General features: G+C 39.0%; 16 protein-coding genes, 1 tRNA gene and 1 riboswitch. Of the genes, 5 read left to right on the top strand and 12 right to left on the bottom strand.

The window, feature by feature from the left end:
• Positions 1-7 precede the first annotated feature (7 nt).
• Positions 8-487 carry a GNAT family N-acetyltransferase gene (locus O3616_RS05500; protein ID WP_371638321.1) on the bottom strand — a complete coding sequence of 160 codons (480 nt, stop codon included), beginning with the start codon at positions 485-487 and terminating at the stop codon, positions 8-10.
• Positions 477-1,076, bottom strand: a complete 600-nt coding sequence (locus O3616_RS05495; RefSeq protein ID WP_371638320.1) for a thymidine kinase — start codon at positions 1,074-1,076, stop codon at positions 477-479. Before O3616_RS05495 ends, O3616_RS05500 begins: the two co-directional genes overlap by 11 nt.
• Positions 1,077-1,199: 123 nt before the next feature.
• Here O3616_RS05495 and O3616_RS05490 point away from each other — a divergent pair, with 123 nt between their 5' ends.
• On the top strand, positions 1,200-1,382 hold the full coding sequence (locus tag O3616_RS05490; protein WP_001117401.1) for a 4-oxalocrotonate tautomerase: 183 nt from the start codon (positions 1,200-1,202) through the stop codon (positions 1,380-1,382).
• A 137-nt stretch (positions 1,383-1,519) separates the two neighbouring features.
• On the top strand, positions 1,520-2,893 hold the full coding sequence (mnmE, locus tag O3616_RS05485; RefSeq protein WP_371638319.1) for a tRNA uridine-5-carboxymethylaminomethyl(34) synthesis GTPase MnmE: 1,374 nt from the start codon (positions 1,520-1,522) through the stop codon (positions 2,891-2,893).
• Between the two features lie 43 nt (positions 2,894-2,936).
• Here the strand turns inward: mnmE and dapA are convergent, their stop codons facing one another.
• From dapA to O3616_RS05465, 4 genes are all read right to left on the bottom strand, one after another.
• Positions 2,937-3,872: a 4-hydroxy-tetrahydrodipicolinate synthase gene (gene dapA, locus O3616_RS05480; protein ID WP_000121625.1), complete on the bottom strand. Its 936-nt coding sequence runs from the start codon at positions 3,870-3,872 to the stop codon at positions 2,937-2,939.
• 56 nt (positions 3,873-3,928) lie between these two features.
• The gene (locus O3616_RS05475; protein WP_371638318.1) at positions 3,929-5,005 is read right to left on the bottom strand and encodes an aspartate-semialdehyde dehydrogenase; all 1,077 of its coding nucleotides are present in this window, start codon (positions 5,003-5,005) and stop codon (positions 3,929-3,931) included.
• 583 nt (positions 5,006-5,588) lie between these two features.
• Positions 5,589-5,661 (bottom strand) — tRNA-Thr (locus tag O3616_RS05470).
• Between the two features lie 99 nt (positions 5,662-5,760).
• On the bottom strand, positions 5,761-6,270 hold the full coding sequence (locus tag O3616_RS05465; protein ID WP_000737072.1) for a QueT transporter family protein: 510 nt from the start codon (positions 6,268-6,270) through the stop codon (positions 5,761-5,763).
• A riboswitch (PreQ1 riboswitch) is annotated at positions 6,268-6,364 on the bottom strand. (Overlaps the previous gene by 3 nt.)
• Before the next feature lie 28 nt (positions 6,365-6,392).
• Between O3616_RS05465 and O3616_RS05460 the strand changes: the two genes are divergently transcribed.
• Both O3616_RS05460 and mscL read left to right on the top strand, forming a co-directional pair.
• Positions 6,393-6,824 carry a GtrA family protein gene (locus tag O3616_RS05460; protein ID WP_371638317.1) on the top strand — a complete coding sequence of 144 codons (432 nt, stop codon included), beginning with the start codon at positions 6,393-6,395 and terminating at the stop codon, positions 6,822-6,824.
• A gap of 85 nt (positions 6,825-6,909) precedes the next feature.
• Entirely contained in the window at positions 6,910-7,290 is a 381-nt protein-coding gene (mscL, locus tag O3616_RS05455; RefSeq protein WP_000910205.1) for a large conductance mechanosensitive channel protein MscL, read from the top strand.
• Between the two features lie 41 nt (positions 7,291-7,331).
• Here mscL and hemH read toward each other — a convergent pair whose 3' ends face one another.
• Positions 7,332-8,426, bottom strand: coding sequence for a ferrochelatase (hemH, locus tag O3616_RS05450; protein ID WP_371638316.1), 1,095 nt, complete (start codon positions 8,424-8,426; stop codon positions 7,332-7,334).
• 153 nt (positions 8,427-8,579) lie between these two features.
• Here hemH and pepT point away from each other — a divergent pair, with 153 nt between their 5' ends.
• Positions 8,580-9,803 carry a peptidase T gene (gene pepT, locus O3616_RS05445; RefSeq protein WP_371638315.1) on the top strand — a complete coding sequence of 408 codons (1,224 nt, stop codon included), beginning with the start codon at positions 8,580-8,582 and terminating at the stop codon, positions 9,801-9,803.
• Between the two features lie 35 nt (positions 9,804-9,838).
• On the opposite strand, the gene O3616_RS05440 is transcribed toward pepT, so the two are convergent.
• The 5 genes from O3616_RS05440 to adcAII (O3616_RS05420) all read right to left on the bottom strand — a co-directional run bounded on the left by O3616_RS05440 (position 9,839) and on the right by adcAII (O3616_RS05420) (position 20,695).
• Positions 9,839-13,432 (bottom strand): pneumococcal-type histidine triad protein, encoded by a 3,594-nt coding sequence (locus tag O3616_RS05440; RefSeq protein ID WP_371638314.1) that lies wholly within the window; start codon positions 13,430-13,432, stop codon positions 9,839-9,841.
• A 7-nt stretch (positions 13,433-13,439) separates the two neighbouring features.
• Positions 13,440-14,330 (bottom strand): zinc-binding lipoprotein AdcAII, encoded by an 891-nt coding sequence (gene adcAII / locus O3616_RS05435; RefSeq protein ID WP_371638337.1) that lies wholly within the window; start codon positions 14,328-14,330, stop codon positions 13,440-13,442.
• A gap of 180 nt (positions 14,331-14,510) precedes the next feature.
• Complete coding sequence (locus O3616_RS05430) at positions 14,511-17,081, bottom strand: pneumococcal-type histidine triad protein (protein WP_371638313.1); 2,571 nt, start codon at positions 17,079-17,081, stop codon at positions 14,511-14,513.
• 157 nt (positions 17,082-17,238) lie between these two features.
• Positions 17,239-19,770, bottom strand: coding sequence for a pneumococcal-type histidine triad protein (locus O3616_RS05425; RefSeq protein ID WP_371638312.1), 2,532 nt, complete (start codon positions 19,768-19,770; stop codon positions 17,239-17,241).
• Between the two features lie 7 nt (positions 19,771-19,777).
• Positions 19,778-20,695 (bottom strand): zinc-binding lipoprotein AdcAII, encoded by a 918-nt coding sequence (adcAII, locus tag O3616_RS05420; RefSeq protein WP_049490059.1) that lies wholly within the window; start codon positions 20,693-20,695, stop codon positions 19,778-19,780.
• Positions 20,696-20,794: the final 99 nt, after the last annotated feature.

Raw genomic sequence — 20,794 nt, 5'->3', positions numbered from 1 at the left:
TTTCTCCTTATTTATCAATTGTTAAATCATAGATTGCTACTACTTCGTTCTCGGATATTTCCCCAGTTTCTTTAAATCCATAACTGAGGTAACAATATCTTGCATGTTCATTTTCTGGTTCATAAGACAACCAAAGTTTATTGCTTAAACCTGCTGGCGCTGTCCAAACATAGTCTAGTACTTTATCCATAATTGGTTTAAAATATCCTTGATTTTGAAAATTCTTATCAATCATAAAACGAAATAGTAAATAATTTCCACTACTAATTCCAATCTTTTTATCATAAGCTATCATCACAAAACCTATAATTGCATCATTATCATAAACTGTCAATGGAGCTACAAAATCTCCATTTTTAGTGTAGACGTATGCTTCAGCTAAACTAATTGCGTTGGTTGCAATGAATTGTTTTTGATATTCCTTGACATCCAAATTCAAAACATCAAAATAATTTTCCATTGTAACATCTCTTAGTTCAATTGTCATAGTTTTGCTCCTTGTTAGAGGTTATCATTGGCGCAAAATAATGTTTACGGCAAACTGAGATATAGGTTTCATTACCACCAATCTGGATCTGTTCACCATCATAAACTGGCACTCCATCCTGCGTACGCAACACCATAGTCGCCTTTTTCTTACAATACTGACAGATGGTCTTGATTTCGTCAATCTTGTCTGCTAAGAGCAAAAGATACTTGGAACCTTCGAACAGTTCATTGCGAAAGTCATTTTTCAAACCAAAAGCCATGACGGGTATATCTAACTCGTCCACAACACGAGCTAGATCGTAAACATGATGACGCTTAAGAAACTGGGCTTCATCGACCAACACACAGTAAGGCTTTTCTGGTAGGTCTCGGATATAGCCAAAGATATCCGTTGTTTCCTCAATCGCAAGGGCAGGGCGTTTCATACCGATTCGACTCGATACATAGCCAACACCGTCACGCGTATCCAGAGCCGAGGTCATAATGACAACACCTTTTCCTTGCTCCTCATAGTTATAGGCTACCTTGAGAATCTCAATGGTCTTACCAGAGTTCATGGTCCCATAACGATAATACAACTGTGCCATGTTTCTTGCTTCACGTCCATTTCTAAATTTTTACTACATTCTAGTATATCATAATTTTCTTAAGCTTTAAACGGCAAAATGTGGTAAAATAGAAGAAATCAAAAACTAGTGGAGGAAGCTATTATGCCATTTGTACGCATCGATTTATTTGAAGGACGCACGCTCGAGCAAAAGAAAGCTCTTGCTAAGGAAGTAACGGAAGCTGTTGTCCGTAACACTGGAGCACCTCAATCTGCTGTCCATGTCATCATCAACGACATGCCAGAAGGAACTTACTTCCCACAAGGGGAAATGCGCACCAAATAAGCTAGCTTAAGCAGAATTGCTTAGGCTTTTTCAATCTCCAAGTAGCATCCATTGAAGAAATAGTCCAAATTTGTTACAATTTGAACAGAGACTTGGAAAAATTTCCAAGAAAAGAGCTATTAATTAAAGGAAATATTATGATTACACGTGAATTTGATACCATCGCTGCTATCTCTACTCCACTAGGTGAAGGGGCTATTGGTATTGTCCGCCTGAGCGGAACAGAAAGTTTTGCTATTGCGCAAAAGATTTTTAAAGGAAAAGACTTGAGCAAGGTTACTAGCCACACTCTCAACTACGGTCACATTGTTGATCCTCTGACTGGTAAAGTCATGGACGAGGTTATGGTTGGGGCTATGAAGTCTCCAAAGACCTTCACTCGTGAGAATATTATCGAGATTAACACTCACGGTGGGATTGCGGTGACTAATGAAATTCTTCAACTAGCTATCCGTGAAGGAGCTCGATTGGCTGAACCTGGTGAATTTACTAAACGGGCCTTCCTAAATGGACGTGTTGACTTGACTCAGGCTGAAGCCGTTATGGACATCATCCGTGCTAAGACAGACAAGGCTATGAACATTGCAGTTAAACAATTAGACGGCTCCCTTTCTGACCTGATTAACAATACCCGTCAAGAAATCCTTAACACACTTGCTCAAGTTGAGGTTAATATCGACTATCCTGAGTATGACGATGTTGAGGAAGCTACTACTGCTGTTGTCCGAGAGAAGACAATGGAGTTTGAGCAATTGCTAACCAATCTCCTTAGGACAGCCCGTCGTGGCAAAATCCTCCGTGAAGGAATTTCAACTGCTATTATCGGCCGTCCTAACGTTGGAAAATCCAGCCTTCTCAACAACCTTTTGCGTGAGGACAAGGCTATCGTTACAGATATTGCTGGTACTACTCGAGATGTCATTGAAGAATACGTCAACATCAATGGTGTTCCTCTCAAATTGATTGATACAGCTGGTATCCGTGAAACGGATGACATCGTGGAACAAATTGGAGTTGAGCGTTCAAAAAAAGCCCTTAAGGAAGCTGACTTGGTTTTACTAGTGCTAAATGCCAGTGAACCACTGACTACTCAAGACAGACAACTCTTAGAAATCAGTCAGGATACCAACCGAATTATTCTTCTTAACAAAACTGACCTACCAGAAACGATTGAAACTTCGGAACTACCTGAAGACGTCATCCGTATTTCAGTCCTTAAAAATCAAAACATTGATAAGATTGAAGAGAGAATTAACAACCTCTTCTTTGAAAATGCTGGTTTGGTTGAACAAGATGCTACTTACTTGTCAAATGCCCGTCACATTTCTCTAATTGAAAAGGCAGTAGAAAGCCTACAAGCTGTTAATGAAGGTCTTGAACTGGGTATGCCAGTTGATTTACTTCAAGTTGACTTGACTCGTACTTGGGAAATTCTCGGAGAAATCACTGGAGATGCTGCTCCAGATGAACTCATCACCCAACTCTTTAGCCAATTCTGTTTAGGAAAATAAGAAATCCATGATCGTTCATTCGGTCATGGATTTTATTGTCTTATTAGTAATCTGGTCTTAAGACACCTGTTACAGTTGCCTTAGTTGCTTCGTAGTCGCCATCTACAACAACCTTGATAATGCGTTTGGCATCTTCTTCTGGTGCTGGAACAAGAGGTAGACGAGTTGGTCCAGCTTCAAATCCCATGTAGTTAAGAACCGCCTTAACAGGAGCAGGACTTGGATAAGAGAAGAGGGCATTGACTTTAGGAATAAATTTACGCTGAATAGCTGCCGCTTTTTTCATATCGCTTTCTGCAATGGCAGTGAACATCTCGTGCATCTCATCTCCGTTTGTATGAGAGGCAACAGAAATAACTCCATCCGCACCAAGGTTCATGGCATGGAAAGCATCCCCATCTTCACCTGTATAGACCAAGAACTCTTCTGGCTTATGCTCAATCAAGTAAGCCATATTTGCCAAGCTAGTACATTCTTTGACACCGATGATATTTGGATGGTCAGCCAAACGAAGCATGGTTTCTGGAGTCAATTCGACAACCACACGCCCTGGAATATTATAGATAATAATAGGTAAGTCAGAAGCATCTGCAATAGCTTTAAAGTGCTGATACATCCCTTCTTGAGAAGGTTTGTTGTAGTAAGGAACAATAGCAAGCCCAGCTGCGAAACCACCAAACTCTGCTACTTCTTTGACAAACTCGATAGAGTCACGCGTATCATTGGTACCCACACCCGCAATCAAAGGAACACGCCCATTGACAACTTTCTGTACAGCTGCAAACAGTTCCAACTCTTCATCGTGAGTCAATGTCGGACTCTCAGCAGTGGTACCTGCGAGAAGAATTCCATCCGTATGATGCGCCAACAGATGCTCAATCAAGGCTGGAATGGCATCAAAGTTGATGGAACCATCCTCGTGGAAGGGAGTAATAAAGGCTGTGATGATTTTACACTCTTTTAAATCTTGATAAGACATGAGAAACACCTCTCTATTTCAAAGAAGGAGTTCATATGAACTCCTAAACAATATGACTATTTTAATTCAAATTTCAATTCGGCCGTTGGACGAACCAATCCACGTTCGTGAAGAGTTTCTGCAATCTGAACTGAGTTCCAAGCAGCACCTTTGAGCAGGTTATCTGAAACAACCCACATGTGGATTCCTTTTTCAGCATCCAAGTCTTTACGGATACGACCAACAAAGGTATCACGTGAACCAACTGCATTGATGGCTTGTGGATAGATTTGATGAGCTACATCATCTTCAAGAACAGCACCTGGGAAGGCTGCGATAGCTGCTTTCACTTCTTCGATTGGAGCCACTTCTTTTGTTTCGATGTAAACTGACTCAGAGTGAGCTGACAAGACTGGAATACGCACACATGTTGCAGATACTGCAATGCTGTCATCTTCCATAATTTTCTTAGTTTCCTTAGTCATCTTCATCTCTTCGTAAGTGTAATCATTGTCAGTGAAGACATCAATTTGTGGAAGAGCATTGAAGGCAATAGGATAGTGTTTCTTGTCAGCACCTGAAGGCAAGATTTCGGCATGTAAATCACGTGGATTCACTCCATCATTCAAGACTTCACGAAGTTCACGTTGTGTCTCAAGAATTGCTCCCATACCAGCACCTGAAACGGCTTGGTAAGTTGAAACAATGATACGGTCCAAGCCCCATTTTTGGCGAACTGGCTCAAGAGCCACCATCATTTGGATTGTTGAACAGTTAGGGCAGGCAATGATACCGTTGTGGGCATCAAGTGCATGAGCATTGACCTCTGGAACAACCAAAGGAACATCTGGATTTTGACGGAAGTAAGATGTATTATCTACTACTACCGCTCCAGCTTTAACTGCGTATGGTGCATATTTAGCTGATGTAGAACCACCTGCTGAAAAGAGAGCAATATCAACTCCTTCAAAAGCTGTTTCAGTCGTTTCTTCAATCGTAATATCTTGATCTTTAAATTTCAAAGTCTTGCCTGCTGAACGTGCAGAAGCAAGTAAACGAATTTTATCGATTGGAAGTGTTGATTCTTCCAACATTTTTATCATCTGAGCTCCGACAGCACCTGTCGCGCCGACTACAGCAACTGTATATCCCATAAATAACCTCTTTCGGAATTTTCTAAAAATTTCTATAATAGATGTATTATACTACTTTTTCCATGAATTGCAAAGCTTTTTCATCATTTTTTGGAAAATAAAAATCCCCAGTCGCTAGACTAGGGACTAAGAGGCATCTTCATGTGATGAGCAGGTTCACACAACTCATCAAGGTCCGCTCCTGCGTTATGACCTCCTTATGCTCAATAGTAGTCCGAAGACTACCTATCGACTCATCGCGTCTTCTATTCTACTAAAGAGAAGCACTTTTGTCAACAAGCGAAACTCTTTATACTCTTCGAAAATCTCTTCAAACTTCGTCAGCGTCGCCTTACCGTATGTATGGTTACTGACTTCGTCAGTTTCATCTACAACCTCAAAACATGTTTTGAGCTGACTTCGTCAGTCTTATCTACAACCTCAAATCAGTGCTTTGAGCAACCTGCGGCTAGCTTCCTAGTTTGCTCTTTGATTTTCATTGAGTGTTAGTTTCATTTACACAGATGAATAGAAATATCTTTGAAACATTTGATGCAGACATAACAAAAACCCTTGTAAATCCAGGGCTTTTATGTCTATTATATGCTAATTGCCGGGATTGAACCGGCGACCTCATCCTTACCATGGATGCGCTCTGCCAACTGAGCTAAATCAGCTTACTTAAAAAGTATACTATAGTTAGAAAAACTTGTCAAGTTTCCTTAGATATTTTCCATAAGAAAAAGCCAGGTAAGAGCTACCTAGCTTATCTTCTTCTATTTGCTTAAATCAATTCGACGACCAATTTTACCAATAATAATCGCGCCAATAATCAATGAGGCAAATTCACCAATTCCTGTTGTAAACCAAGTAAGGAAAAATGGTAATTGCGCTACGATATTCAACTCGGCAGCGATAGTAAACATGGAAATTGAAAAGAGGATTGAGAAGAAGAAATGATCTTTTCGAATTAATCCATTAAAGAGGTAATCTTTACTGTATTTTGCAAAAAGCCAAACACCTAGACTAAGGAATACTAGGGTTGAGCCACCACCAACAAAGACATCTAGCAGTCCGAAGCTAAAGAAATTAGCAATCATACAACCGATGGTAACTCCGATGATGTACTTAGGATTGTAAAAAGCCATAAAGTTCATCATTTCTGAAATACGGAACTGATAAGCACCATAGCTGATGGCATTTAGAGGCGGTGTGACAGTCAAAACGACATAGATAGCAGCGACGATTGCGATATCTGCAACATCACGAATAGTTAATTTTTTCATCTTTTCTCCTTTGGCGGTTGCCCGCGTATAATATGCTTGGTGAAAGAAGTTAAGCACCAAGGGTTGATTCAATCAACCTTACTAGTATAGCACAATAGACTGGTTTATGCTATACTAAAAATATGAAAAAACGTATTCAAAGTCTCTTGAAAAATGAGCTTTTACTCTATCTCTTTTTTGGTATAGCTACTACTCTTATAGCTATCCTATCCAGATTAGTCATTTATCAACTAACTCATAGAGAACTCCTTGCTACTGGACTCGCAAATAGTATCGGTATTCTGTTTGCATTTATTACAAATGATACAATTGTATTCAAGCAAGCTAGGCAGAATTGGTCAATCCGTTTAGTAAAATTTACTCTAGCACGTCTTTCTACTTTTCTTTTAGACTTGTTTTTAACTTTTCTCTTTGTAACTCAGTTTCCTAATATTATCGGGCAATTTGTAAATTATAATATTAATAAGGTGAATGGTATTGAAGCAGTTATTGCACAATTCTTAATAATTATCCTTAATTACATTTTTAGTAAGGTATTTATTTTTAAAAAATAAGAAAAATTTTAAACATATAGCTTGCAAGAACTTCTTAATTAATATATAATTAAGTGTAAAAATTTTTTGAAAGGAAATTATGAAAATGTTAAAAGATCTTAAAGCATTTTTGCTTCGTGGTAACGTTGTTGACCTTGCTGTCGGTGTAATCATTGCTACTGCTTTTGGTGCAATCGTTACATCACTTGTTAACGATATCATCACCCCACTTATTTTGAATCCAGCCTTGGAAGCTGCGAAAGTACAAAACATCGCTGAGCTTGCTTGGAATGGTGTTACATATGGTAAATTCTTGAGTGCTGTTATCAACTTCCTAGTTATCGGTACTGTTCTCTTCTTCGTTATCAAAGGAATTGAAAAAGCTCAAAGCCTTACTAAGAAAGAAGAAGCTGCTGAGGAAGCTCCAGCTGGTCCAACTGAGTTGGAAGTACTTCAGGAAATCAAAGCTCTTCTTGAGAAAAAATAATCAATTAAAAGGATCTAGCACAAAGCTAAATCCTTTTTTCTTTACTCTTTTGGTAACTTACCTGCTTTTTCAAGCATTTTCTTAATAAGATAAGGCATCTTAACATTTTCCCGACCTTTTTTCTCAATCAGTTTTTTCACAAATTCCGGCATTTGTAAATCTTGAGATTCGGCCAAGATATTTTTAGTTTCATCCGAAGGAACTAACTCATCAAAGGTTTCTTCTTCTGGGAGAAATTCCTTAAATTCTTGATGTTCATTGGCTCTGACTGTATTGACCAAGGCATCAATCAAACGAGAATCTGTATTTGGCATTGGTGGACGATGATAGTTCACCCCAAATTCCTGACACAAGTCATAACATTCCACATCGTTGTCAAACAAGACTTCAATATGCTCGCTGATGAAGCTGATAGGAACAAAAATATAATGGTCTGGATGTTCTTTCTGCTCTCTAAGATACTCCAAGACATCTGGCTTAATCCATGGAATCCCAATATCACTTTCACTTTGCCAAGTGTTAGTATATTGCTCGGAACTCAAACCCAGCTTTTCAGCGACTAGCTTGCTATTTTCAAAAATTTGATCGATATAAGGATCACCAAAATCCAAGGCAAAAATTGGTACACTATGGGCTGAAAAGACGACTTTAAAGCTATCTTGCTTCACTTCTTCTTTTAAAATCTTAGCAATTTCATCTGCCCAATAGTTTAACAACGCTTCTTCTTGATACCAGTCCTTAATAACTAAAAATTGAATTTGTTTACTTTCTAAAAATTTCTCGTATCCCATGACAGAGTAAAAAGAATAATGGGGCTCCAAAATCAAGCAAATACACTGCTCAATGCCATCTGCTTCCATCTGACCAATCACATCTGGAATAAAAGGTCTGGAAAACTTATTAGCAAAATAAACACTATACTCATTCCCCAACCTAGCTTCTACCAAGGCAACCTCTTCTCGAGTAATTTTTTGCAGAGGCGTCCCTCCAATTAGTACATAATTATCGTAGAGAGTTTGAATTTCGTGGTCTTGAGGTCTCACTCCACGACGAATATTTGTGAAAAAATCAGCCACACCTTCAAAGGTAATCTCTTCTGGCGAACCGAAAGTCATCATTAAAATTGCTTTTTTCATAATCGCTTCCTTGTGATATTTTTATCAAGTTTATTTTATCATGAATTCGTTGATAAGTAAACGCCAACATAGCGAATTTCCCTAACTTCAGTCTTTTGTTTTTCTCTCTTTTCTATGATACAATGGAAAAAATGAATTCAAAAGGAGTTTTTTATGACTTATCCCAATCTCTTGGACCGCTTCTTAACCTACGTTAAGGTCAACACGCGCTCTGATGAACACTCTACTACTACTCCAAGTACGCAGAGTCAGGTTGACTTTGCAACCAATGTTCTTATTCCTGAAATGAAACGTGTTGGATTACAAAATGTTTATTATCTACCAAATGGTTTTGCAATTGGAACCTTGCCAGCCAATGATCCATCTTTAACACGTAAGATTGGCTTTATATCTCACATGGATACTGCTGATTTTAATGCCGAAGGAGTCAATCCACAGGTAATTGAAAACTACGATGGTGGTGTGATTGAACTAGGAAATTCTGGTTTCAAACTCGATCCAGCTGACTTTAAGAGTCTTGAGAAATATCCAGGCCAAACGCTCATCACAACAGATGGAACAACCTTGCTAGGTGCTGATGACAAGTCAGGAATTGCTGAGATTATGACTGCCATTGAATATCTGACTGCTCATCCTGAAATCAAACACTGTGAGATTCGTGTTGGTTTTGGTCCAGATGAGGAAATCGGTGTTGGTGCTAATAAATTTGATGCAGAAGATTTTGATGTTGATTTTGCCTACACAGTCGATGGCGGCCCACTAGGTGAGCTTCAGTATGAGACCTTTTCAGCAGCGGGTGCTGAATTGCATTTCCAAGGACGCAATGTCCACCCTGGTACCGCCAAAGATCAGATGGTCAATGCCCTTCAGCTAGCAATTGATTTTCATAATCAACTTCCAGAGAATGACCGACCTGAGTTAACAGAAGGTTACCAAGGCTTCTACCACCTAATGGATGTGACAGGTAGTGTCGAGGAAGCGCGTGCAAGCTACATCATTCGTGATTTTGAAAAAGATGCCTTTGAAGCGCGTAAAGCAGCTATGCAGTCTATCACTGATAAGATGAATCAAGAACTTGGTAGCGACCGTGTCACTCTAAATTTGACAGACCAGTACTACAATATGAAAGAAGTCATTGAAAAAGATATGACTCCAATTACTATTGCTAAAGCCGTTATGGAAGATTTAGGTATCACGCCTATTATCGAACCAATCCGTGGAGGGACAGACGGCTCTAAGATTTCCTTTATGGGAATCCCAACTCCTAATATCTTTGCGGGTGGAGAAAATATGCACGGACGTTTTGAATACGTCAGCCTTCAGACCATGGAACGTGCAGTTGATACCATTATTGGTATCGTAGCTTATAAAGGCTAAAAAGACGAGGTAGCTCAGCTACTTCGCCTTTCTTTTTATTCTGCTGGTTTTTCTTGATTTCCAGTACTTATTGTAGATTCTGTTGTTTCCTTTTCTGAAGTTGATTCATCTGGTTTAGAATCTGTTGCCTTGCTCGGTTTGTTTTCGTCGATGGCAGTTTCACTGTTAGATTCTGTAGTTGAGTTAGGTTGGTTTTCAGCACTTGTCTTATCACCATTTGATTCAGCATTTGTTGATGGAGTTGTTTCTTCACTTGCACTTGATTTTGACTTGATTTCTTGATTCAAGACCAGAATAGCTTTTGTCAATTCAAGTAAAGCGGCTTTATCCTTACTCTTAGCAGAAAGTTGATCTAGTAATGCATCCACCTTATCAAAGTCGGCATCAGAACCCTTATTGTTTTCTAAGTATGCGTGAAGTGACATGAGGATATCGTAAAGTTTTTGATAGAGTACAAGTGTCTGAGGATCTTGCTCTGCATTTTCCTTCTCTTGTTGAAGGGCGCTAGCGATACGAGTCAAGACATCTTTTACCTGGCTGTTTACTTCATCCAAGTCTGCATCAACCTTGTTTGTAGCAGCTTTGAGATTTTCTACTTCTTCTGCCAAGGATTGTCTGATTCCTTCTTCTTGGATTTGTTCCAAGAGTTGAGTTGCCTTGCTCAAAAGACTTTCTACTTCTTCCTTGCTGACATGATTGACATGCTCTTCAGGCATAAAGTCTCCGTACAATTCTTTCAAGAAGCCATAAATAGCTGTCTTAGCAGTTTGGTTATCTACTTTTTCAGTATCTAGAACTGTCTTAGTCGATTTAGCAGTAGTTGGTTGAGCTTTCAAAGCTTCTTCCACTTCTTGTTTTGCCTGATAGATGCTTGGGAATAATTTGTTCAATTCTGCTGCCTTAAGGAAAGATTGAGATTGATACAAGGTCCAAGTCAACTGAGCCACTTTATTACGAAGTTCATCATTTAAACGACCGTCATTTACGTGTTCGTAGAAATACTTGATGTATTCTACAGTTGTAACACCTGTTCGATCATTAAAATCTTGAAGAGCTTGAAGTTGTGATTCAACCGCTGCTAAAGCAGCCTCATCTTTTGCCAATTTAGCTTCTTGAAGTCGAACAAGAAGGTCTTTCTTAGGAAGTCCATAAGAGTCTGTATCCAGTGTATTTATTTTATCAATCAAGGCTTGATATTTCTTATCTAAAGCACTTGTTTCAGTAGGTTTAACACTTTCATCAATATGGATATATTGCTTATCAAAGAGATCAAGTGTCGCAAGATAACCTGCTGTAGAGTTAGTTGCCAGTTTCTTCATGTTCTCAGTAAACTGACCTAAGGCTAACTCAATCTGTCTTTGTTCGATAGGCTTGTCTTTGTAGATGCTTCTGCTATCAGCTAGAAGTTGATCTACTTTTGCCAAAACTGCCTTTTCATCAAAAGCTCCAGGTTGGTAGTTAGATTGAAGAGCTGGAATTTTATTTTTCAAAGCCACTTCATAGCCCTTAGTTTGCACCTTGATGTAGTGATTGTGGTCACCATGAGGAATCACAAAACTACCATTTTCTACCTGTAAACTATAAGGAGACACACCATCTCGCAAAGCAGTCGTGTAGAGTTCGTTTAGGAAATCAAGTTCTGGATTGCCAGTTTGTAGCGGAAGACGCACATGTTCCTTACGAACAGCATATGGATGGATATGAGTTGGATCGTAGGCTTGGTCTGGATTTCCAAAGACAAAGAATCCGTTTGAAATTCTAATCGCTTCAAGTGGAACTCCGTATGTTTTAGAAATATAAGCAATCTTTTCTTCATCGCTAGCATCTCTTGAGAAAGACTCTACCGTTTTAGCAAGAGGTTTTACAGGCTCCGCATCATGATGTGTTTTCAAATGATCCTGAGCTGCCTTAATTTGCTCTGCTGTCAAATCTTTCTTGAAGAAGTAATGATTGTGGTCACCATGACTCATGACAAAGCCTTGTTCATCCTCACTGATGACACGATTAGCATCAAAACCGTGATCATGGTCTTTATCATGTTTGTGGCCATGATTATCGTTATCGTGTTCATCATCATGGGCTGGGCTTGGTGTTACTGTCGTTTTACCTCTCAAATGATCCTGCGCGGCCTTAATTTGGTCAGCTGTCAAATCTTTCTTGAAGAAGTAATGATTATGGTCTCCGTGACTCATGACAAATCCTGCCGCATCTTCACTGATGACTCTATCTGCATCAAAACCATGATTATTCTCCTCATCACGATGGTTCCCATGATTATCGTTATCGTGTTCATCATCATGGGCTGGGCTTGGTGTTACTGGCGTTTTACCTCTTAAATGATCTTGAGCCGACTTAATTTGCTCTGCTGTCAAATCTTTCTTAAAGAAGTAATGATTGTGGTCACCGTGTGACATGACAAAGCCTTGTTCATCCTCACTGATGACACGATTAGCATCAAAACCGTGATCATGGTCTTCATCATGATGAGCGTCATGTCCATGTTCTTCATGCTTATGTGCCTGACTTCCATGGTCACCGTCTTGCTCATGATGATGGTTTTGCTGAGTAGGTTTTTCTGCTGGTTTGCTTGGATTCTCCAATGGTGTTGGTTTCTCACTGTCACTAGTTAGAGGAATCATTCTCGCAATCTTTTCTTCTAATGCAGAAAGCTTTGTATATGGAATGAAATGATAGTGATTTCCATGAGGAATCGCTACACCACTTGGTGTTCTTCTTGAAATCTTAGCAGGGTCAAAAGTCAAACCATCCGATTCAGTATATCGTTGAGTACTTGGAAGAGCATAAAGCTGCTGTAATAGACTTTGAAGACTCTCGGATTTATTACTTGGTATTTCAGCCTGTTGAATAGGCTTGGGAGTTTGACCAGTCCCATTTGTACTTGGACGATAGTCAGTCACACTAGGCTGATTTCTAGTTCCAGAGAGGTAAGCTTGTGCTGCAGCCAATTCACTAGCAGACAAGGAACTCTTTGGAATGTAGTGGTAATGTCCTCCGTGAGGGACGATATAAGCATCACCAGTATCCTCTATAATATCAGATGCATTAAAGATGTAGCCATCATCAGTAGTATAGCGACCTTGAGATTGAGCAAGCGCCACTGCACTATTAGATGTTGGTGCATCGTGAGTATGACCTTGTTTTTGGCGTTCAATTTCGTCCTTCGAACGAACGTTATCCGCATGTGCCACATCCTTAAGGTAAACATAATACTTACCATCCACCTTGATAATGTAACCACCTTTGACTTCGTTAACAATATCAGCGTCTTTCAATTGATAATTGGCATCTTTCATCAAAAGTTCTTCACTGAAAATCGCATCAAAAGGAACTTTCCCATTATAATAATGGAAATGATCACCGTGTGAAGTCACATAACCTTGATCAGTGATTTTCACAACAATCTGTTCAGCCTGGATATCTTCTTTTTTGCTGACTTGATCTGGTGTTTGTGTCTCTGTTTTTTGAGTGTCTTGTTTCCCATCGACATAAGATACACGATTCGTATCTTTATTCTCTCCTGTCTGATGTTGATTCAATGCATAAATACACAGACTTAAAGAAAGGACGATAGCTGCACCAGCAGCAAGTTTCTTCTTATTTATTTTCATAATCTCCTCATTTCAATTCTTCTGCTAGAACACTCATATTGTCTTCTAGGTTTTCTAGATAAGTCTTGTCATTTTGTGGGTCTGCCTCTAAAGGATTCAGAGTTTTAAGACCCACACCTGTTGATTTGACAAGAGTTTCAGCTACTTTTGAAGAAGCATTACTTTCTGTAAAAATCGTTTTAACCTTATAGGTTTTAACAAATTCCTGAATTTCTGTTAGTTGTCTTGGACTTGGTTCTTGTTCTGGAGAGATACCTGCGATTCCAAGTTGATTGAGTCCAAATCGCTTCGCTAGATAAGAAAAGGCTGTATGTTGTGTTACAAAGTTTTTTTGACTAGCTTTCTCAAATTTTGGCTGGAATTTCTTAGTTAATTCCTGAGCTTTTTTGATAAAGGCTTGCGCATTTTTCTGGTAAGTTTCTTTATGTTCACTATCCACCTCTGAAAGTTTATCAGCGATAATCTGAGCTTCTTCGCCAGCTTTTTCAGGATCTAGCCATGTGTGAGGATCATAAAGCGTTTTTTCATCAACTCCATCCCCTGCTTCCACATCTTCTAGACCAGGTACACGATCCAATGTCATTCCTTCTGAAGCCTCTAAAACCTTAACCTTGGATTTTTTTAGATTTGGATCCAGACTTCCTGCCCAAGATTCGAGCGTATGCGAATGGTAAACAAAGACATCTGCATCATAGATGGCTGCGATATCATTTGCCGAAGGTTCAAAGGAGTGAATACCGCTACTTGACTGAATCATTCGTACATCATTCAAGTCACCAGATACTTCCTTGACCATGGCATAGATAGGATAAAAACTGGTCACAATTTTTATCCCTTTACCTGACTGACTCTCCTTTTGGCCACAAGCAGCTAATACCAGAGCTAATACACTGGTCATCAATACTAAAATCGTCCTCTTTTTCACTATAACTCCTTAACTAGTGTTTAACCATTTAATTAACTAGTAAATAGTTTATCTTTATTTAGAAAATATGTCAAGAATTTTTACACAATTTCATAAAAAAGAGAACAGAATCCATATTCTGCTCCCTTTTTATCTTCTATAATAGTTGTATAGTTACTTACTCTCCTTTAACAAGACTAATAGCTTTTCAGCTTCTGCCATAATAGTATTGTTGTCCTGAGAACCAAATAACAGATTATTTTTTAATCCTGTAAGAGTTTCGTTGGCATTGGACTTAAGAATTGGATCCTTAATCTTTTTAAGTAACTCTTCCGCCTCTCTCAGTTTTTCTTCAACCTTTTCAGTTTCAACCTGATGTTCCTCTGGTTCCGATGGTGATTCTTCTTCTGATTCCTCTGGTTCTTTTGGTTTTGGAGATTGTGCTTTCTCATTTTTCGGTTTTTCTTCGCGAGGTTTTTCCTCCTCAATTTTTTCTGTCTGAGTTTTCTCCTCTGTTGGTTTCTCTGTTTGATTGTTAGTAGCTTGACTATTGTGGTTTCTTTGAACATGGTCGCTCGCATTGCCCCAACCACTATCTGAATGCGGACGTTCGTTTGGATGTTCGACATAATACTTCACAGTTTCAAATAGCTCTTCTAAAGTATACCCCTTAGGTGCCTCATAAAGTCCTTCGTCAAACCACTCAAATTTGATGTTATGGTAATGGTCATAATGAGGTATAATCAAACTTCCATTTTTAACTTCCACAGTATGTTGGAGATTGTAAGGCATACGGTCAAGTGGTACCTTCTTAGCTGCTTTTACTCTATTGTAAATCGCTTCTGCTCCCTTAGCCTCAGTATTTCCTGAACTTTGATGATTTGTTGAAGGAGGCGTCAAACCTTTCTCTTTAGCATAAGCTTGACCTGCTGCTCTTTCAGCTTCAGACAAACTTTCTTTCTTAATCCAATGACTGTGGCTCATATGCGGAGTTACATAGGCATCCCCCTCATCACTGGTGATATCACGAGGATCAAAGATATAGCCATCTTCTGTTGTATACTTGCCTGCCAACTTGGCTACTTGAATCTCATCATCTGTGTAAGCTATTTGTGCATTTGGTTTTCCTAAACGTTCTGGATGACGAATCGGCGCTAGAAAAGCAAGGATATCATCAACTAACTTGACTTTATCACTTGACTCATCGTTGAGACGTTCCAATAGTCTATCCAAAGCGTCAAAATCAGCTTGGCGCCCTTTATTGGAAACCAAATCTTGATGAACTGTTGCTAGTAAATCATAAACTTTGTTGTAAAATTTTTGATCACCAGATGCAAGATTGGTTTTCTTAGCTCCTAACTCATGAGACAAACTTTCTTGTTTAGCAAGTTTATCATCAATGGCTGCAACAGTTTCTGCTGAAAGTTCCTTGGCAGAAATATAACGCGAAATTCCATTCTCTTCGAAGACATAACCATCAACCACCTTTCGAATCACCTGTTTTACCAATTTTCCATCAATTGGATTGCTTGGAGTTGGTTGAGGATTTGGTGCAGGTTGTGGACTTGGTATTGGGTTGGGCTCTGGAGCAGGGCTTGGAGTCGGAATTGGTTTTAATTCTTTACCACCTGCAGTAGTATGATTTCCTTGATAATTTTCAGAAATCATTCTCGCAATCTTCTGTTCTAAATCAGACATTTGAGAATAAGGGATAAAGTGATAATGGTCTCCGTGAGGCACTGCAACACCATTCGCAGTTTTTCTTGTAATCTGTGCTGGATCAAAGACAAGTCCATCTGATTCCACGTGTCGTTGACTGAGTGGCAAGGCATAAAGTTGTTTCAAGAGACTAGATACGTCTTCACTTGGATTTGCTTGATAACTATTATCCACTTGTGGGCTAACACTTGGAGTCCATCTTCTGGTATTTGCTTCAACATTGCTTTGATTCATTTGTCCATATGAACTACTATTCGATGTCTCTGATGCGCTACTGCTAGAAGAATTTGTTGAAGGACGATACCCAACTGAGCTTGGTTGATTACCTTTCCCAGCTAGGAAGGCTCGGGCCGCAGCTAATTCACTGGCAGACAAGTCACTCTTAGGAATATAGTGGAAATGATTGCCATGAGGAACGATATAGGCATCACCTGTATCTTCTATAATATCAGATGCATTAAAGATATAACCATCATCCGTTGTATAGCGGCCTTGAGCTCTGGCAGCAACTACCGCTTTATCGCTAGAACCACCTCCGTGATTACTACCGTGTTCCTGCTTCTGACGAGTGATTTCTTCTTTTGATCGAACATTATCAGCATGTGCTGCGTCCTTTAGATAGACATAATACTTACCATCTACCTTAATCACATAGCCACCCTTGATTTCATTGACAATATCGGAATCTTTTAACTGATAATTCGGATCTTTCATTAGCAGTTCTTCACTAATGATAGCATCATAAGGAACCTTGCCATTATAGTAATGATAATGGTCTCCATGAGAAGTCACATAACCTTGATCCGTAATCTTGATGACAATTTGCTCGGCATTTATACCTTCTTTTTTACTGACTTCATCAGGTGTCAAAGTCTCTGCCTTTTGGCTTGGTTGGTTGCCATCGATGTATGAAACACGGTTATTTTCTTTTACAGTTTGGGCTTGATGCAAACCTAGTTCATAAGCACAGACGCTTAAAACAAGTGCAGCTGCTGACCCAGCTAGATATTTTTTATTGATTTTCATTCTTTCCTCTTTTCTTAACTCTATTTGATTCACTATAAAATAATAAACCAGTTAATTAACTAGTTAATAGTTTACTATTTTTAGTACTGCTTGTCAAGAATTTTTCGTATATACATAATAAAAATGAAAGTCTCTTTATCGAGACTCCCATTTTTCATTAATTTGTTTTTTCCTTACTTACAGGCGAAGGATTGCTACCTTTTAACAACGCAAGTAATTTTTCTGCTTCTGCCATGATACCATTATTATCCATGGTTTGGAGACTCAAATTATTTCGTAAACCAGCTAGGGTTTCTGTCGCATTTCCTTTCAGACTAGCATCCGTTACTTTCGCAAGCAAAGCTTCTGCTTCTTTGAGCTTGGCTTCTACTTTTTCAGTCTCTACTTGAGGAACTTCTGGCTCAGCAGGTGTTTCCTCTACTGGTTCTTCATCCGCTTTGAAGTTCTTTTTGGGATCTTCACTGTGGTCTTTCTTACCTAAGACATGGTCGCTGGCATTTCCCCATCCGTCATTAGAATGTGGACGTTCATCAGGATGTTCAACATAGTACTTAATCGTCGCAAATAAGTCTTCCAGAGTATAACCATTTGGAGCTTTGTATGAGTGATCATCAAACCAAGCAAATTTAATGTTATGGTAATGATCCTTGTGAGGAATAATTAAATTACCATTTTTAATCTCAACTGTATGCTCAACCATGTATGGAAGTCGAACGAGTGGAATTCGTTTCTCACCTTTCACACGATTGTAAATGGCCGCTGCACTATCTCCAGTTGGATTTGCTTGAGCATCTGCGTCTGCTGACGGAGGTAGGATGCCTTTTTCTTTAGTATAAGATTGAGCCGCAGCTTTTTCCTTATCAGAAAGGCTGTCTTTTCCAATCCAGTGACTATGTCCCATATGAGGCGTTACATAGGCATCTCCTTCATCACTGATAATATCATGTTCGTCAAAAATGTAACCATCTGAAGTTGTATACTTATCAGCTAATTGAGCAATGCGGACTTCATTTTCGGTATACTCAATCTGAGAATTTGGTTTGCCAAGTCGCTCTGGATGAGTAATTGGTGCTAGGAATGCCAATAAATCATCTACCAATTTTCCTTTATTAGAAGATTCATCATTCAAGCGTTCTGCTAATTTGTCTAAGGCTTGGAAATCAGAAGTACGACCCTTATTTTCAGATAAAGCTTTATGAGCCTCGGCCAATAAATTATATGCTTTATCATAAAATTCTTGGTCACGAGGAGCAACTTTTTCTTTTTTAGCAGTTAAAGCGTGTGATACACTCTCTTGTTTTGATAACTTGCTTTCAAGATTTTTAACAGTTTCAGATGGTAAATCTTTCGCAAAAACATAGCGTGAGATTCCTTTTTCTTCGAAAACATATCCTTCTCCAACTTTTCGTACTAGCTGACTAACCAAAGCAGAATTTGAGTCTATTTTAGGATTTGGAGTAGGAGCCGGTTTTACAATAGGTTTCAAAGGTTTTAAGCTAAGAGCTGGCAAAACAGGAGATGGAATTAAATTTGGAAGGCTTGGAGTCGGAATTGGTTTTAATTCTTTACCACCTGCAGTAGTATGATTTCCTTGATAATTTTCAGAAATCATTCTCGCAATCTTCTGTTCTAAATCAGACATTTGAGAATAAGGGATAAAGTGATAATGGTCTCCGTGAGGCACTGCAACACCATTCGCAGTTTTTCTTGTAATCTGCTCTGGATCAAAAACAAGTCCATCTGATTCCACATGTCGTTGGCTAAGCGGTAAGGCATAAAGCTGTTTCAAGAGACTAGATACGTCTTCACTTGGACTTGCTTGATAACTATTATCCACTTGTGGGCTAACACTTGGAGCCCATCTTCTAGCATTTGTCTCAACATTGCTTTGATTCGTTTGTCCATATGAACTACTATTCGATGTCTCTGATGCGCTACTGCTAGAAGAATTTGTTGAAGGACGATACCCAACTGAGCTTGTTTGACTACCTTTACCAGATAAGAAGGCTCGAGCTGCAGCTAATTCACTGGCAGACAAGTCACTCTTAGGAATATAGTGGAAATGATTGCCATGAGGAACGATATAGGCATCGCCTGTATCTTCTATAATATCAGACGCATTAAAGATATAACCATCATCCGTTGTATAACGGCCTTGGGCTCTGGCAGCGACTACCGCTTTATCGCTAGAACCACCTCCGTGATTACTACCGTGTTCCTGCTTCTGACGAGTGATTTCTTCTTTTGTTCGAATATTATCCGCATGAGCTGCATCTTTCAGGTAAACATAGTATTTCCCGTCTACCTTAATCACATAACCACCCTTAATTTCATTGACAATGTCTGAATCCTTCAACTGATAATTCGGATCTTTCATGAGGAGTTCTTCACTAATGATAGCATCATAAGGAACCTTGCCATTATAGTAATGATAATGATCTCCATGAGAGGTCACATAACCTTGATCCGTAATCTTGATAACAATTTGCTCGGCATTAATACCTTCTTTTTTACTGACTTCATCAGGTGTCAAATTCTCTGCCTTTTGGTTTGGTTGGTTGCCATCGATGTATGAAACACGGTTATTTTCTTTTACAGTTTGAGCTTGATGCAAACCTAGTTCATAAGCACAGACACTTAAAACAAGTGCAGCTGCTGACCCAGCTAGATATTTTTTATTGATTTTCATAATCTCCTCATTTCAATTCTTCTGCTAAAATACTCATATTGTCTTCTAGGTTTTCTAGGTAAGTCTTGTCATTTTGTGGGTCTGCCTCTAAAGGATTCAGAGTTTTTAGACCCACACCTGTTGATTTGACAAGAGTTTCAGCTACTTTCGAAGAAGCATTACTTTCTGTAAAAATTGTTTTAACCTTATAGGTTTTAACAAATTCCTGAATTTCTGTTAGTTGTCTTGGACTTGGTTCTTGTTCTGGAGAGATGCCTGCAATACCAAGTTGATTAAGTCCAAATCGCTTAGCTAGATAAGAAAAGGCCGTATGTTGGGTTACAAAGGTTTTCTGAGTCGCTTTTTCAAATTTAGGCTGGAATTTCTTAGTCAATTCTTGAGCTTTTTTGATAAAGGCTTGCGCATTTTTCTGGTAAGTTTCTTTGTGTTCACTATCAACCTCTGAAAGTTTATCAGCGATAATTTGGGCTTCTTCGCCAGCTTTTTCAGGATCTAGCCAAGTGTGAGGATCATAAAGCGTTTTTTCATCAACTCCATCACCTGCTTCCACATCTTCTAGACCAGGGACACGATCCAATGTCATTCCTTCTGAAGCTTCTAAAACTTTAACTTTGGATTTTTTTAGATTGGGATCCAGACTTCCCGCCCAAGATTCAAGTGTATGCGAATGGTAGACAAAGACATCTGCATCATAGATGGCTGCAATATCATTTGCTGAAGGTTCGAAGGAGTGAATTCCGCTACTTGACTGGATCATTCGAACATCATTCAAGTCACCAGATACTTCCTTGACCATGGCATAGATAGGATAAAAACTAGTCACAATTTTCATCCCTTTACCTGACTGGCTCTCCTTCTGCCCACAAGCAGCTAAACACAAAAGAAAGACACTTAACAACACTAAAAACAAATTTTGTTTCTTCATAAAAACTCCTTAACTAGTTATTTAACTAGTTAATATTCTACTCCGTTTTTTTTTATTGTCAAGCATTTTATGAACTAGTTAATAAAATTTCTGCTATTA

Origin of the sequence: Streptococcus sp. 27098_8_86 (genome assembly GCF_041432595.1) — a bacterium.
In the GTDB taxonomy this organism is placed as follows: domain Bacteria; phylum Bacillota; class Bacilli; order Lactobacillales; family Streptococcaceae; genus Streptococcus; species Streptococcus pneumoniae_F.
This window is presented reverse-complemented; position numbering and strand designations above follow the sequence as displayed.

What these genes read in the sequence shown, in the direction of transcription:
- mnmE (WP_371638319.1), top strand. Translation starts at nt 1,520, where the DNA reads ATGATTACACGTGAATTTGATACCATCGCTGCTATCTCTACTCCACTA.
- O3616_RS05495 (WP_371638320.1), bottom strand. Translation starts at nt 1,076, where the DNA reads ATGGCACAGTTGTATTATCGTTATGGGACCATGAACTCTGGTAAGACC.
- O3616_RS05430 (WP_371638313.1), bottom strand. Translation starts at nt 17,081, where the DNA reads ATGAAAATCAATAAAAAATATCTAGCTGGGTCAGCAGCTGCACTTGTT.
- dapA (WP_000121625.1), bottom strand. Translation starts at nt 3,872, where the DNA reads ATGTCTTATCAAGATTTAAAAGAGTGTAAAATCATCACAGCCTTTATT.
- O3616_RS05490 (WP_001117401.1), top strand. Translation starts at nt 1,200, where the DNA reads ATGCCATTTGTACGCATCGATTTATTTGAAGGACGCACGCTCGAGCAA.
- O3616_RS05460 (WP_371638317.1), top strand. Translation starts at nt 6,393, where the DNA reads ATGAAAAAACGTATTCAAAGTCTCTTGAAAAATGAGCTTTTACTCTAT.
- pepT (WP_371638315.1), top strand. Translation starts at nt 8,580, where the DNA reads ATGACTTATCCCAATCTCTTGGACCGCTTCTTAACCTACGTTAAGGTC.
- adcAII (WP_049490059.1), bottom strand. Translation starts at nt 20,695, where the DNA reads ATGAAGAAACAAAATTTGTTTTTAGTGTTGTTAAGTGTCTTTCTTTTG.
- O3616_RS05425 (WP_371638312.1), bottom strand. Translation starts at nt 19,770, where the DNA reads ATGAAAATCAATAAAAAATATCTAGCTGGGTCAGCAGCTGCACTTGTT.
- O3616_RS05440 (WP_371638314.1), bottom strand. Translation starts at nt 13,432, where the DNA reads ATGAAAATAAATAAGAAGAAACTTGCTGCTGGTGCAGCTATCGTCCTT.
- O3616_RS05465 (WP_000737072.1), bottom strand. Translation starts at nt 6,270, where the DNA reads ATGAAAAAATTAACTATTCGTGATGTTGCAGATATCGCAATCGTCGCT.
- O3616_RS05500 (WP_371638321.1), bottom strand. Translation starts at nt 487, where the DNA reads ATGACAATTGAACTAAGAGATGTTACAATGGAAAATTATTTTGATGTT.
- O3616_RS05475 (WP_371638318.1), bottom strand. Translation starts at nt 5,005, where the DNA reads ATGGGATATACAGTTGCTGTAGTCGGCGCGACAGGTGCTGTCGGAGCT.
- mscL (WP_000910205.1), top strand. Translation starts at nt 6,910, where the DNA reads ATGTTAAAAGATCTTAAAGCATTTTTGCTTCGTGGTAACGTTGTTGAC.
- hemH (WP_371638316.1), bottom strand. Translation starts at nt 8,426, where the DNA reads ATGAAAAAAGCAATTTTAATGATGACTTTCGGTTCGCCAGAAGAGATT.
- adcAII (WP_371638337.1), bottom strand. Translation starts at nt 14,330, where the DNA reads ATGACCAGTGTATTAGCTCTGGTATTAGCTGCTTGTGGCCAAAAGGAG.